The 13,983-nt window shown below is 55.6% G+C and carries 13 protein-coding genes and 1 tRNA gene; 7 read left to right on the top strand and 7 right to left on the bottom strand.

What is annotated here, in order from left to right; all coding sequences use genetic code 11:
* Window positions 1-63 precede the first annotated feature (63 nt).
* Window positions 64-1,767, top strand: coding sequence for an AsmA family protein (locus tag HCH49_RS18695; RefSeq protein ID WP_221703212.1), 1,704 nt, complete (start codon window positions 64-66; stop codon window positions 1,765-1,767).
* A 60-nt stretch (window positions 1,768-1,827) separates the two neighbouring features.
* Here the strand turns inward: HCH49_RS18695 and yicI are convergent, their stop codons facing one another.
* Together yicI and HCH49_RS18685 are read right to left on the bottom strand one after the other, a co-directional pair.
* On the bottom strand, window positions 1,828-4,146 hold the full coding sequence (gene yicI / locus HCH49_RS18690) for an alpha-xylosidase (protein ID WP_221703210.1): 2,319 nt from the start codon (window positions 4,144-4,146) through the stop codon (window positions 1,828-1,830).
* A gap of 12 nt (window positions 4,147-4,158) precedes the next feature.
* The gene (locus tag HCH49_RS18685; protein ID WP_221703209.1) at window positions 4,159-5,550 is read right to left on the bottom strand and encodes a glycoside-pentoside-hexuronide family transporter; all 1,392 of its coding nucleotides are present in this window, start codon (window positions 5,548-5,550) and stop codon (window positions 4,159-4,161) included.
* Window positions 5,551-5,838: 288 nt separating this feature from the next.
* Between HCH49_RS18685 and HCH49_RS18680 the strand changes: the two genes are divergently transcribed.
* From HCH49_RS18680 to HCH49_RS18670, 3 genes are all read left to right on the top strand, one after another.
* Window positions 5,839-5,933: transfer RNA gene (locus HCH49_RS18680), tRNA-Sec, on the top strand.
* Between the two features lie 442 nt (window positions 5,934-6,375).
* Window positions 6,376-6,726 carry a type II toxin-antitoxin system RelE/ParE family toxin gene (locus HCH49_RS18675; protein ID WP_221703207.1) on the top strand — a complete coding sequence of 117 codons (351 nt, stop codon included), beginning with the start codon at window positions 6,376-6,378 and terminating at the stop codon, window positions 6,724-6,726.
* Window positions 6,723-7,022 carry a helix-turn-helix domain-containing protein gene (locus HCH49_RS18670; RefSeq protein WP_023309874.1) on the top strand — a complete coding sequence of 100 codons (300 nt, stop codon included), beginning with the start codon at window positions 6,723-6,725 and terminating at the stop codon, window positions 7,020-7,022. The genes HCH49_RS18675 and HCH49_RS18670 overlap by 4 nt, the downstream gene beginning before the upstream one ends.
* 28 nt (window positions 7,023-7,050) lie before the next feature.
* Here HCH49_RS18670 and HCH49_RS18665 read toward each other — a convergent pair whose 3' ends face one another.
* From HCH49_RS18665 to HCH49_RS18645, 5 genes are all read right to left on the bottom strand, one after another.
* Window positions 7,051-7,488: an acetyltransferase gene (locus HCH49_RS18665; RefSeq protein WP_214538978.1), complete on the bottom strand. Its 438-nt coding sequence runs from the start codon at window positions 7,486-7,488 to the stop codon at window positions 7,051-7,053.
* A 356-nt stretch (window positions 7,489-7,844) separates the two neighbouring features.
* Window positions 7,845-8,843, bottom strand: coding sequence for a class I SAM-dependent methyltransferase (locus HCH49_RS18660; protein ID WP_087823669.1), 999 nt, complete (start codon window positions 8,841-8,843; stop codon window positions 7,845-7,847).
* Window positions 8,844-8,928: 85 nt separating this feature from the next.
* Window positions 8,929-9,867 (bottom strand): GlxA family transcriptional regulator, encoded by a 939-nt coding sequence (locus tag HCH49_RS18655; RefSeq protein ID WP_214580218.1) that lies wholly within the window; start codon window positions 9,865-9,867, stop codon window positions 8,929-8,931.
* A gap of 189 nt (window positions 9,868-10,056) precedes the next feature.
* Complete coding sequence (locus HCH49_RS18650; RefSeq protein WP_221703206.1) at window positions 10,057-10,536, bottom strand: hypothetical protein; 480 nt, start codon at window positions 10,534-10,536, stop codon at window positions 10,057-10,059.
* 1 nt (window position 10,537) lies between these two features.
* Entirely contained in the window at window positions 10,538-11,299 is a 762-nt protein-coding gene (locus tag HCH49_RS18645; protein ID WP_221703205.1) for a transcriptional regulator, read from the bottom strand.
* A 706-nt stretch (window positions 11,300-12,005) separates the two neighbouring features.
* Here HCH49_RS18645 and HCH49_RS18640 point away from each other — a divergent pair.
* From HCH49_RS18640 to HCH49_RS18630, 3 genes are read left to right on the top strand one after another with little or no spacing between them, the layout of a single operon-like run.
* Window positions 12,006-12,608: a helix-turn-helix transcriptional regulator gene (locus HCH49_RS18640; protein WP_033147063.1), complete on the top strand. Its 603-nt coding sequence runs from the start codon at window positions 12,006-12,008 to the stop codon at window positions 12,606-12,608.
* Window positions 12,609-12,661: 53 nt separating this feature from the next.
* Entirely contained in the window at window positions 12,662-13,246 is a 585-nt protein-coding gene (locus HCH49_RS18635) for a fimbrial protein (RefSeq protein ID WP_032661969.1), read from the top strand.
* A gap of 52 nt (window positions 13,247-13,298) precedes the next feature.
* Complete coding sequence (locus HCH49_RS18630) at window positions 13,299-13,976, top strand: molecular chaperone (protein ID WP_048975182.1); 678 nt, start codon at window positions 13,299-13,301, stop codon at window positions 13,974-13,976.
* Window positions 13,977-13,983: the final 7 nt, after the last annotated feature.

Here is a 13,983-nt window from a genome sequence, read left to right as displayed (position 1 = left end):
CCTTGAGGATTGCGCATAAATCGTGCATAACTCCCTTATGTGCGTTTTGCGGGATGGAAGACCATGAAATTTATTGGAAAGCTCCTCATCTATCTTCTGGTAGCCCTGCTCATTGTGCTGCTGGCGTTCTACATTCTGCTCCAGACCCGCTGGGGCGCGTCTCAGGTCAGCAGCTGGGTGACGGTGAATACCGACTACGAACTCAGTTTCGACAAGATGAATCACCGCTTTTCGTCGCCTTCCCACATCATTCTGGAAAACGTCACCTTCGGTCGGGACGGTAAACCCGCCACGCTGGTAGCCAAAAAAGTCGATATCGGCCTGAGCAGCCGCCAGATAACCGATCCGCTGCATATGGACACCATCACCCTGTTCGACGGCACGCTGAATCTCTCGCCTCAGACGGCACCGCTGCCTTTCCAGGCGGATCGCCTGCAGCTGAACAACATGGCCTTTAACAGCCCGAATACCGAATGGGATCTCAGCGCGCAGAAGGTCACGGGCGGCGTCAGCCCGTGGCAGCCGGAAGCGGGTAACGTGCTGGGGAACAACGCGCAGATCCAGATGAGCGCGGGCTCGCTGACCCTGAACGGCGTACCGGCGACTAACGTGCTGATCGAGGGCCAGCTCAACGGCAGGGAAGTGGTGCTGAAAACGATTGGCGCCGATATGGCCCGTGGCTCGCTTACCGGCTCCGCCCTGCGCAACGCCGACGGGAGCTGGATTATCGACACGATGCGCCTGAATGAGATCCGCCTGCAGAGCGATAAAACGCTGATGGCGTTCTTCGCGCCGCTGGCCTCCATCCCCTCTCTGCAGATTGGTCGTCTGGACGTGACCGACGCCCGGCTTCAGGGCCCGGACTGGGCGGTGACCGATCTCGATTTAAGCCTGCGCAACCTGACTCTCAGCAAAGGCGACTGGCAGAGCCAGGAAGGCCGGCTGTCCATGAACGCCAGCGAGTTTATCTACGGCTCGCTGCATCTTTTCGACCCGATCCTGAATGCGGAGTTTTCCCCGCAGGGCATGGCGCTGCGTCAGTTCACCTCCCGCTGGGAGGGCGGCATGGTGCGCACGTCCGGTAACTGGCTGCGCGATGGTAAAGCGCTGGTGCTGGACGATGTTGCCATCGCCGGGCTGGAGTACACCCTGCCGCAGAACTGGAAAACGCTGTGGATGGAGCCTCTGCCGGAATGGCTGAACAGCGTCACGCTGCAAAAATTCGGCCTGAGCCGCAACCTGGTGATCGACATCGATCCCGCCTTCCCGTGGCAGATCACCTCTCTGGACGGCTACGGCGCAAACCTGCAGCTGGTGAAAGATCGCCAGTGGGGTATCTGGGGCGGTAGCGCAACCCTGAACGGCGCGGCAGCGACCTTTAACCGCGTGGACGTGCGTCGTCCGTCGCTGGCGCTGAATGCGAACGCCGCCACGGTGAACATTACCGACCTGAGCGCCTTTACCGAGAAAGGCATTCTGGAAGCCACGGCGACGGTTTCTCAGCTGCCGCAGCGGCAGACCACGGTGAGCCTGAACGGCCGCGGCGTGCCGCTCAACGTGCTGCAGCAGTGGGGCTGGCCTGCGCTGCCGATTACGGGCGACGGCAATATTCAGCTCACCGCCAGCGGCAGCGTGCAGGCCAGCGCACCGTTGAAGCCAACGGTGAACGGCAAGCTGAACGCGGTAAATATGGATAAACAGCAGGTGCAGCAGACGATGACGGGCGGTGTAGTATCGACCGCACCCTCACCCCAGCCCTCTCCCTGAAAGGGAGAGGGAGCAAACCCTTCCCTCGCCCCTTTGGGGAGAGGGTTAGGGTGAGGGGAATTAAAGGTGAACCACCACCTCATTCCCCTCCGCTTTCACTACCACACCCCACTCGCTGCCCGCGTGTGACCCCCCCTTCACGCCGCTCACCTTCTGTACGTTGCGCAAGCACACGGACCAGTTTTTCGCGTCTCCCGCGCCGGTAAAGGTCACGATATCGCCCCGACGTGACGCCTTCAGCGTAAACGCCACGGCCCCGTCCGCCGCAGGCACTTCGCTCACCGCCGTTGAGCCATCGTCCAGGTTAAACAGCTGGAAGGCCGTCCCCGCGTTCCACGCGTAGTCCGGCTTCTGGTTATTGTTGCCCAGCGCCAGCAGGGTGTTGTCGCGCACGTAGACCGGCAGGCTCATGAAATCGTGCTGCTGCTTATGCCAGCGGCTGCCCTGAATTTCGTCGTTATGCCACAGATGCGTCCAGCGTCCTTCCGGCAGGTAGAACTGCACGTCGCCCGCCTCGGAGAACACCGGCGCGACCATCACCGCATCCCCCAGCATGTACTGGCGGTCGAGGTAATCGCATGCCGGATCGTCCGGGAACTCCAGCATCATCGCCCGCAGCATCGGCGTGCCGAACTCGCGGGCCAGCGCCGCCTGACGATACAGGTACGGCATCAGCTGACACTTCTGCTGGGTGAAGTGGCGCACCACGTCGCAGGACTCGTCATCGTACGCCCACGGCACGCGGTAGGATTTGCTGCCGTGCAGGCGGCTGTGGCTGGAGAACAGCCCGAACGCGCACCAGCGCTTGTAGACGTGCGCCGGAGCGGTGTTTTCGAACCCGCCGATATCGTGGCTCCAGAACCCGAAGCCGGACAGGCCAATCGACAGCCCGCCGCGCAGGCTTTCGGCCATCGACTCGTAGTTAGCGTAGCAGTCGCCGCCCCAGTGCACCGGAAACTGCTGCGCCCCGACGGACGCCGAGCGGGCAAACAGCACCGCCTCTTCCTCCCCCACCGTCTCCTTCAGCACGTTCCACACCAGCTCGTTATAGATGTAGGCGTAGTGGTTATGCATCTTCTGCGGATCGGCCCCGTCGAACCACTGCACGTCCGTCGGGATACGCTCGCCGAAGTCGGTCTTGAAGCAGTCGACGCCGATCTCCACCAGACCTTTCAGCCTGTCGGCATACCACCGGCACGCGTCCGGGTTGGTGAAGTCATAAATCGCCAGCCCCGGCTGCCATTTGTCCCACTGCCACAGGGAGCCGTCCGGGCGCCTGAGCAGGTAGCCCTTCTCTTTCAGCTCCCTGAAAATCGGGGATTTCTGGCCGATGTACGGGTTAATCCACACGCAGACCTTCAGCCCTTTCTCCTTCAGGCGTCGGATCATCCCTTCCGGATCCGGGAAGGTCACCGGGTCCCACTCGAAATCGCACCACTGGAAGGCCTTCATCCAGAAGCAGTCGAAGTGGAACACGTGCAGCGGCAGGTCGCGCTCGGCCATGCCGTCAATAAAGCTGTTTACCGTCGCTTCGTCGTAGTTGGTGGTGAACGAGGTGGTGAGCCACAGGCCGAACGACCAGGCAGGCGGCAGCGCCGGACGCCCGGTGAACCGCGTATAGCGGTTCAGCACCTCTTTCGGCGTCGGGCCGTCGATCACGAAGTATTCGAGATATTCCCCTTCCACGCTGAACTGCACTTTGGAGACTTTCTCGGAGCCGACTTCAAACGAGACGTTCTCGGGATGATTCACCAGCACGCCGTAGCCGCGGTTGGTCAGGTAGAACGGGATATTTTTGTAGGACTGCTCGGTGCTGGTGCCGCCGTCGCGGTTCCAGGTTTCGACCGTCTGGCCGTTGCGCACCAGCGCGGTAAAGCGCTCGCCCAGACCGTAGACCGTTTCCCCCACGCCCAGATCCAGACGTTCGAACACGTAATTGCGGTCGGCGTTGGTATCCTGCACGTAGCCGTTGTTTTTCAGCTGGCTGCCGGTAATGCGCTGGCCGTTGCGCAGGAAATCCAGCGCCCAGAACTCGCCTTTGGTGACGCGCACGCTGACGCTTCCGCTTTTCAGCTCGGCAAACCCGGCGTTGTTTTCAATCTCTACCTTCACGTCTTTCAGAACGTTCAGCGGATAGTGCGGGCCGTTATTCAGCGCGCCCTGGAAATGCTCGATGCGCACCCCGACAATCCCTTCCTGCGGGGCAAACAGGCGCACCGTGAACATCAACGTGTCGAGCTGCCAGGTGCGTTCGCGCACGTCGCGCGGCGCCACATACACCACCAGGTCGTTGCCCTGCTGCTCCACGTCGAACACCTGAACCGGATACGTCACGTTCAGGCCCGGTTGAATAAGCCAGTTTCCATCACTGATTTTCATGCTCTCGTCCTCTTAGTTCTGCAATTCTTTGCTGACCGGCAGGTTTTCAAACTCCTGCTGATTGCGGCGCGCGCCCTGCGCCAGCTCACCCATGATTTTGGTCAGGAAGGGGGTTTTCAGCGTGTAGTAGCGCTTGGCGATAATGGCGCTCAGCACGTAGCAGGCCGCCGGGGCCAGGGTAAACAGGCCGATAATGATGCTGATGGTCGCGCTGTTCTGGCTTTTGGCTGCCGCGTCGTAGCCGCCGCCTGCCAGCATCCAGCCGATCATCGCTCCGCCCAGCGCCAGACCGAGCTTCAGCACGAACAGCGTGCCCGCAAAGCTGATGCCGGTCAGGCGCTTGCCGTTGGTCCATTCGCCGTAGTCGACGGTGTCGGACATCATCACCCACTGGATCGGCGTCACCAGCTGGTGCAGCACGCCGATGATGAAGATAAAGGCGAACATCAGCACGGTGGCGTGCATCGGCACGAAGAACATCGCCACGCTGACCACCGCCAGCGCGGCGTTGGTCCACCAGAAGATGCTGACCTTGCACTTCCAGTCGGTGAGCGGTTTCGCCAGCGCGGAGCCAATCAGGTTGCCGACGCAGTAGGTGGTGAGGAACGCGACGAACACCTCCGGCGAGCCCATGATCCAGGTGCAGTAGTACATCATCGCGCCGCCGCGCACGCAGACGGCGAGGATGTTGAGGATGGTGAGTACGCCGACGATGCGCCACTGGTCGTTGTGCCAGATGTCGCGCAGGTCTTCCCGCATGGAGGTGGTGCTAGGCGGCACCTGGATGCGCTCTTTGGTGGTAAAGAAGCAGAACGCCAGCATCAGGAACGCGACCACCGACAGCACGGCGATGCCGCCCTGGAAGCCGAACGCCTTATCGTCGCCGCCAATCAGGTTCACCAGCGGCATCATCAGCACCGTGGAGAGCATGCCGCCCGCGGTCGCCAGCACAAAGCGCCAGGACTGAAGGGAGATACGCTGCGTCGGGTCGTTGGTGATCACGCCGCCCAGCGCGCAGTAGGGGATATTGACCACGGTATAGAGCAGGGTCAGCAGGGTGTAGGTAACGGCGGCGTAAACCATTTTGCCGTTGAGGCTGAGGTCCGGGGTGGTGTAGGCCAGCACGCAGACGATGCCGAACGGGATGGCGCCGAACAAAATCCACGGACGGAATTTGCCCCAGCGGCTGCGGGTGCGGTCGGCAATCAGCCCCATGCACGGGTCGGAGATCGCATCCAGCGCGCGCGCCAGCAGGAACATGGTGCCGACAAACCCGGCGGGAATGCCGAAAATATCGGTGTAGAAAAACATCATGTATAACATGACGTTATCAAAAATGATGTGGCTGGCGGCATCTCCCATGCCGTAGCCAATCTTCTCTTTAACTGACAATACTTCGCTCATCTTTTTTTATCCTTCACGCTGTAGGGGGCGCTGAGACCGGTTACAGAGTTTTAAACCATTGTTTCAGGAGCGGGTATTGCGTTTTCTGGTTAGCAGATTACGTTTCTTGTTTTTTGTGATCGCGGTAAATGTTGGAAGCACGAGGGGCTAACATGAGGATTTTCTTAGGAATTAACTGAAACAGGGGTGTACAGGTCAAAAGAGAGGTGAAAAAAGTGTGTCGGGGTATGTGGTAAATGCCTGAAAGTAGCTATAATGCGCCCCGCCTCCATGTAGCAATCGAGGCGCGGAAGATCGTCATCTCCGGTGAGGTGGCTGGACTTCAAATCCAGTTGGGGACGCCAGCGTTCCCGGGCAGGTTCGACTCCTGTGATCTTCCGCCAAAATGCCATCCGCTTTAATAAAAACTTTATTAATAAATAAATTCCCCACATCCCAGTCACCTTATGTGAACATGATCATTTATTCATTTAAATTCTGTAAGTTAAAGATGCTCGAACTATTAATGGGCATCTCATGAAAAATTTTTCTGGTCGCAAAGTTGATTAACATTCAACTATCCGATTATCCCGGATAGTTCACTAGTTAGGAAAACGCCAATTTTCAGAGAGATAGATCGCTATAATCTCGAAGCAATACACACCAGCATGAATAGAAAAAACGCTGGAAAGCGCCTCGCAATTTCTTAATTGCACGATCCCGTTTGATATCTCAACTTTGTCATACTCTTGCCACTAACAGCCAGGCTATCGATGACAGCCATTGCATTTATTAACTACAGCTTATATTCTTTTTTATAAGCTACAGCTTATCATGGACGAAAGCATGTGGACGGTTCTGTTCGGAAAGGTGTTCGAGCAATGGCTGCTTGAGCAGGAAGAAGGATTACAGGATAAGGTACTGGCAGACCTGCTAAATCTGCAAAAATATGGGCCACGTCTTCCACGGCCCTATGCTGATACGGTTAAAGGCTCACGGTATAACCATATTAAAGAATTACGTATTCAATATGCTGGACGTCCGATACGTGCTTTCTTCGCATTTGATCCTGTCCGTCAGGCCATTGTGCTTTGCGCGGGCGATAAGAGTAACGACAAAGCCTTTTATGAAAAAATGATTCGCATCGCAGAAGCAGAATTTTCCTTCCATCTGACAAGCCTGGAGGCAACCAAGTGAAAACCTTAAATGAAGTGATTGCGTCACGTTCACCGGAAAGCCAACAACGTATTAAAGAAATGGCAGATGAAATGATCCTCGAGACGGGTCTGCAACTTTTACGTGAAGAGCTGAGACTTTCGCAAAAAAATGTTGCCGATCTGATGGGGGTGAGTCAGCCCGCAGTAACGCAGCTAGAGCAACGTGGAAATGAACTCAAAATTGCCACGCTTAAGCGCTACATTGAGGCAATGGGGGGGAAACTTCATATCGACATTGAACTTCCCACAGGAAAACGCGTTGCATTTCATATCTAAAAGTATGATTTCTGCGTTAAGTTAATATTCATTCACCCAACCGCATATGCAACAGCGGAAACGGATTCCCCTGCCCGTCCAGTTCCGAGCGTCCGACCTGCTCAAACCCCATATGGCGATAAAACGCGACGCCCTGCGGGTTCTGCTCATTCACGTCCACTTCGTTCGCGCCGAACGCTGCGATGGCGTGCTGGAGCAGCAATTTCCCGACGCCCTTCCCGCGGCTCGCGTCATCAACAAACAGCATTTCAATGCGGTTTTCATCCACGCCTAAAAAGCCGTGAATAACGCCTGCGTCATCGCGAACGATCACGACCTTGAGGTTAGGCAGATAGGCGTTAAGCAATAACGGGCGCAGCGCCGCAATATCGCTTTCCTGTAAAAAGTGATGGGTGGCGCGGACGGAGGATTCCCAGATCGCGACCAGACGTTCGAAGTGTGTGGGGAGTGCGGTTTCTATTTTCATGGGGGGATCATTATAGAGCGCAGAGATTAAATCAAGTATCCAGAAGCATGGAGGCAATAAAACGAAGACCTTAAATGAAGTTATAAACTCTCGTACATCTGAAAGTAGAGAGCGTATTAATGAAATGGCCCGAAAGTTGGTTCAGGAAACCAGGCAAATGATAGATCATGGCAAGCAAGAATCATCACCTGGGAATGAGAACAGGGAAACGAGTCAATCCTTCATGACAGTTGTTCGGTTTAACCGAACAACTGAGGAACGGTAAATATTGTTGCGCCCTGCTCCCCCTCACCCTAGCCCTCTCCCTCAAGGGAGAGGGAACCGATTGTGCGGTTTGTCATCCCACACCGTTCGAGCTAAACCTTAATCTCCATCACCGCATACACCCCATCCTTCGGCACCACCACGGTGACGTCTTCCACCGGCACGCCCGCCGCGAGGTGGATATCCTGCAGCTGCTGTAACGACCTCGGGTGAATATCCTCCCAGCCGATACCCCGCAGCACAAAGTCAATTTGCGGGCTGCTGGTCAGCATGTTCGACACAATCACCGCGCCGCCGGGTTTGACCAGCCGCAGGGCGCGCTGGAGAAAAATCACCGCATCGGTATCGTTGAAGTATTCGAAAATCCCAAGCGCGTCGACCAGTTCGGCCTGATGCTCGCCGAGCTCCAGCAGCAGGTCTTCGTTACGCACCAGCGTATGGAGCAGGTTGCGCCTGAGCAGCGTCAGCTGTTCGCCCACCACAATCCCTTCCTGCGCCGCCATGGTTTCGGCCCAGCTGAGCGCCACAGGGTCTTTGTCCACCAGCGTGAGATATACACGCTGGCCGTCGAGCTTTGCTTCGCGCAGCGCCTCCAGCACCGGAATGGCGGCACCGCTTGCGAGGCTAACCCAGTTATTTTCACTTTCGTTGTGAATGTACTTATCCACCAGCGCGGCCAGCACCCTGGCGCGGGATCGCACGCCAACCGCATCGTTAGCGTGTATAAACCACTGGCGGCTGTCGCTGTCCATTTTCGTGCCGTCGGGCAGGCGGTCCTCCAGCGGGTTTTGCACCACAAACAGCGCCAGCGCGGAGGGCACCAGCCGGGTGCGCCACGCGGTGAGCGCCGGGCGGTTGCGGAAGGCCTGTTCGGAATAGCGGTTCTGCGGGACGAGCACGGCCTGCCCCCCTTCGTCGTATTCTACCCTCGGAGGCCGGAGCGCTGGCTCGGCTTTCAGGGCGCGGTCAAGGGAGGCGATTTCACGGGCAGCGTCGTCTTTCATCGGCCACTGGTCGCTGACGTCGGGAAATGACGCGCTGAAAATCGTCATATTTTCCGGTGCATCGCCGCGAAAAGGCTGCCAGTTCATGTCGTCTTCCCTCCGTTAGGCTTTTAACGGAAGTCTATCCAGGCGAGCCAGTAATACCCTACGAAGAAAGCACGAAATAGGTGCATCAGTTCTGCGACGTGCGCCATACCCCCGGCGTGCAGCCGTACTCGGTCTGAAAATGACGAATAAAATGGGCGCAGTCGCTAAACCGCATCCGCCGCGCAATATCCGTCACGCTTTGCTGAGAGTTTTTCAGCAGCCAGCAGGCATAGCGCAGCCTGGCGCTGCGAATAAATTCCCGCGCCGTTTTGCCAAACTCGGCGTGAAACAGGCGGTTAAGCTGGCGTTCGCTCAGCTTAACGTCCTGCGCGAGCCTGGCGGCGTTCAGCGGGTGAGTCAGATACTGTTCGACGATCGTCACCGCCCTGCGCAGCCGTGAATCAGGGATCATGGCGATATTCGCGGGCCGCGGCGTGGCGGCGTCATGCGGAGGAAGGGACAGCCGCCGGGAGGTGGTGGCCGCAATGTCGTCTCCCCCGTGGGCGCGGATCAGCGCCGTTACCAGGGTGAGCGTTGAGATCCCGCCCGGGCAGGTCAGCACATCGACTTCGTCGATAAAATCGAGGCCTTGCTCAGCATAAACCTGCGGAAACCGTTGCGTGAAAACGTCATGGTGATGAGGATGAATCGAGGCGCGGCGCTCGTTCAGTAAGCCTTCCTCCGCCAGAATAAAGCTGCCGGTACCAATACCAATCAGAGGAACGTTGTTGTGATAAGCCTCCGTGAGAAACGCTCTGTCGCCACGGTGTCCCTGGTGAAGATGCTCCAGACCTCCGCCGATCGCCGCAATGTAGTCGAAGTCGCCGGGCGGCGCATGGGCGGCCTCAGGCCGCACGCTGAGCCCTGAGCTGCTCACTATCGGTAAGTCGGGATAAGTGCTTATCAGGCTGAGTTTAAAGCGTATTTTCTGGCTACGCTTCTGGACGCTGGATGCAATACGTAACGCCTCTATTAATCCTGAATATGCGAAAAGCGAGAAATGGGGCCACAGGAGTAAACCCATATGCAGGGATTTATTCCGTGCAGGCGTCATTCTGACGCTATCATCAATTATATTTTTCATTAACTTGCCGAAGAATAATTACATTATCGCAACATTATTGTCGCTGTTATATTTTCCTAAGATAGGTCCTGGCTGTTAAATCAAGCATAAATGATGCCCGCAAAAAATTAAAAACATTTCTCCCTGTCGCTATCCGTTTTTTGACGTGTGGCACACATAGGTCGGCAGCGTTCCCAGAATAAATAAATAATTCTCATTCTGCTGTTTCTTAATACGCATATAAATATTCTTATTCGGATAGATAAAAAATAAGGGCTCGTACTTCTCCAGCCAGCTGTCGCTGATGTTGTCGTCCGGAAATTTCATATTGCGTATGGACGTCAGATTATAGACGCTGTCTTTGCGCTCAATCTGAAAGAAAACTTTGCGATTCAGGGTCTTCGTAGGATCGCTTTTCAACCGGCCATTCATGCTGAGTATTCCGCTGTTACCCTCCACGGTGTAATTCAGCCACAGAGAGAGCGTTTCATCACGGTGATGCTGAATAAAGTTCGCCTGGCAGGAAAAGGGCTGGATGTAATGGCGATGCAAGAGGTAATACGCTGCCACGACAGCCCCCATCAACAGGCACAGGCAGAGCGCAACAACCGTTTGACGGTAGCGAACCATACTAGCGATCCTCTATAAAATAATCGGACATACAGCGGTTGGGTTCCGTCATTGGCCTGTCACAGCGAATGACCGATGCGCGAGGCAGCAGGATGTAGCCGCTGACGTAAACCCAGGGATAGTTAGCGCACTGGTCCTTAAACGGGGCGGCATAGGCCAGGGCTTTATCCCTGTCGCGCTGCGTTTCAATATCGCGAGAAAAATAGAGCTGGCATTCGCCCATCTTCATCGCGAAGCGGTATCCGTCGACGAAATAGCTTTCATGCAGCAGGTTATGGCTGATAACGCTCACGCCAGCCAGCATCAGCAATAGCACCAGCGCGCCCGGCAGCCAGAAGCGGCGTGTCGGGGCCGTCGGGCCGACAGTCTCTTCGCAGACATCCGGAGCAGCACGTTCTTCCTCATCAGCCTGCGGCTGCGTCTCTTTAACGGTGATTTGCGTATCGCTTGCGAGCGTCAGCCCAATGCGCGGGATAGTGACAATCGGATCGGTTTCAAACCCCACTTTCTTCAGCCCCTTACGCAGAATAGAAATATTCTGGTAGTAGGTATTAGGCGAAACCAGCATCCCCCGGCGCTGCCAGACAATATCCATGCACTCCTGTTGAGTCACAATACTTCCGACTCTTTCTATTAATAACAACAAACAGCGCCCCGCCGGGGAATTTAATACCACCACCCGGTCAGGATTGTTGAGATCGCGTAATGTGCTGGCCGCTGGATGAAACTCTACCAGGCCATTAATAATGTAATGCTTATGCATAGAATGGGCTAAATACCTCCGGTCAACGCCTGTTGCTCCAGTAGATTCCCTTCACGGTTAACCTGCGTATCCCTCGCCTGTGTAAGGATTAATGTGACGGATAAATGCGCAACTGTATATCCTGGCGCCTGGCGAAAAATCTTATTTTTCCTTTCTCTTTATCTGACCGGTCTGAAGTTTTCTTAACCGCGATTTTAAGCCGTCTTGACACTGACAAAACTCGACAAAGGCGCCCGTTGAACGCTTTAGCCATCATTGTCTGAATTATTCAGCGCGCTTAATTTGTTTTTTTAATCAAAAGCAGAGAGGACGCGCTCTGCCAGCGGGTTTCGAAATTACGACCAATTCGAAAGCTGTCGTCTTAATTAACAATTTCGGTGCGAAACTGTTAGCCACCGTCAGTAACAACCCGCGTCGCATGACGTCCCCAGACTATTTCCTTACAAAACATTTATTAAAGCCAACTTTTCAATAAAAACTACCGGTATGATTATTTACAGGCAGATAAGCAAAAGCCGGTTCAGCGAGGAGAAATTGACGCTACACCTAAACCGTACTTAAAACAAATTAAGATTAATTCAGGTTACCTCTTTTACGCCCTGAGTATAGTGGGCTCACACCGTGCAATGCTTAATTGCTTCGAAAATACAGGCATCGTTCTGCCAGACAGACGAGTCTCATTACAATTATAAATCGAGGGAATGACATGGCGAATAAGCTCAACAACACACGTCATTTAAATATCGCGCTATTGGGTGGAGATCACTTTGCGCGCCAGGGGATCGCCGCGTTATTAAAAAATATTGTCCCGGCTATGCAGATTACAGCATCGATCGATAATTACGCGGAGATCGAAACGATACTCGCGACCGCACCGATAGACGTGATTTTTTTATCCGGCATGGAGAAATATCACGCGGGATATGACTGCCTGAAATATATCAGGAAGATGAAAGTACTTTATCCCGACGTACTTATTTGCATGTATTCCGCACCGGCAAATTCCTGGCTGTGGATACGCGGTGAAATAGACGCCTATCTCTCGCTGCAGGACCCGCTTTATCACTGGCGAGCCAGCGTATTAAAAATGGTCGATAGCCGTTATCGCCCACTAAAAAAACCCACGGCGTTATCGCTGACGCCGGGTGAATGGAGGGTATTGAAGGAACTGCGAAAGGGTCTGGATATGCGTTACATCGCCGAAACAGAGCAGCTTTCTTACCGTCGTGTCAGCGCGTTAAAAAGCTCAGCGATAAGAAAACTCGGGCTCAGGAACAAGACAGATTTGCTGGTCTTTTTAACCAGTTAGACCTGCTGCTTTCAGAGCAAATCTCGACATAACACCATAATGGAATCAGGACAATGAAAGCTCAATTCAATAATAAAACGCTGCTCGCGATCGCTATTGCGGCATTACTGCCAGCGGGCACGGCCCTGGCTGCCGGCACCAGCGGCGGCACGGTGAACTTTAGCGGCAAAGTGGTGACCTCCGCCTGCGCCATCAGCGCAGGAAGCGCCAACATTGACGTGGACATGGGTGAAGTGCGTACCGCAACGCTGAAGACGGCAGGCAGCGTTGCCAGCACGGCAAAAGCGTTTGCCATCACCCTGGAAGATTGCGAAATCGCCGATACCTCAGCCTCTACGGATGAGAACCCGATTGCCGCCACAACCGTGGCCGTCACCTTCACCGGCACGCCGGACACTTCCGATGTTAATAGCTTGTCCGTCGGAGCAAACGGCAGCGCCAACTCTGCGCAAAACGTGGCTATTCGCCTTTATGACGAGCAGGGCAACGTGGTGAACCTGGGTGAACCTGCTGCGGCCATCCCTCTGCGTAAGGGTGCCAACACCCTGAACTTCAGCGCGAAATATTACTCGCCGAAGGGCGGCGCCACCGCGGGTGATGCCAGCGCCGTCGCAACCTACACCGTGACCTATTCGTAATCTTCAGGCCCGGTCTGCGGCCGGGCCTGTCTTAGCTTTCAGGAGAAACACTATGCGCGTAAACACATGGATTTGCCTGGCGGGTGCGTTATGTTCCTCCGCCGTCTATGCCGGCGGCGTGGGGCTGGGCGCAACGCGAATGGTCTACTCCAGCGCCACCAGCCAGGCCATGATGCAGGTGAGAAACACCCATCCCGACGCTACGTTCCTCATCCAGTCGTGGATGGAGAATGAGAAAGGCGAGCGCACCAACGACTTCGCGATCACGCCGCCGCTGTACGTCATAAAACCGGCCAGCGAAAGCGCGGTGAAAATCATGTTTAACGGCAAAGCCCTGCCAGCGGATCGGGAGACGCTCTACTGGATGACGGTCAAAGCCATCCCCCAGCAGGCGAAAAGCGGCGCCGGGAATACGCTGCAGTTTGCGTCGGCTAACCGCATCAAGGTCTTTTATCGCCCGGAAGGACTCAGCGAGAGCCCGGGAGAGGCGTGGAAAAAACTGGCCGGTGCCTACCGCGCCGGAAAAGTCACGCTCAGCAACCCCACGCCGTACTACCTCACCACCATCAACGTGAAAATTGACGGTATGCCGGTGCAGCCGGTGATGGTGCCCCCGAAAGGCAGCGTGACGCTGGCCGAAACCTTCAGCCATGCGGGCAGCATGAGCTATCAGACCATTAACGATTACGGGGCATGGACCCCCGCCGCGCGCGCGTCGTTATCCCAATAATAAAAAC

Origin of the sequence: Enterobacter sp. Y17 (genome assembly GCF_019730495.1) — a bacterium.
Lineage (GTDB): Bacteria > Pseudomonadota > Gammaproteobacteria > Enterobacterales > Enterobacteriaceae > Enterobacter > Enterobacter asburiae_B.
This window is presented reverse-complemented; position numbering and strand designations above follow the sequence as displayed.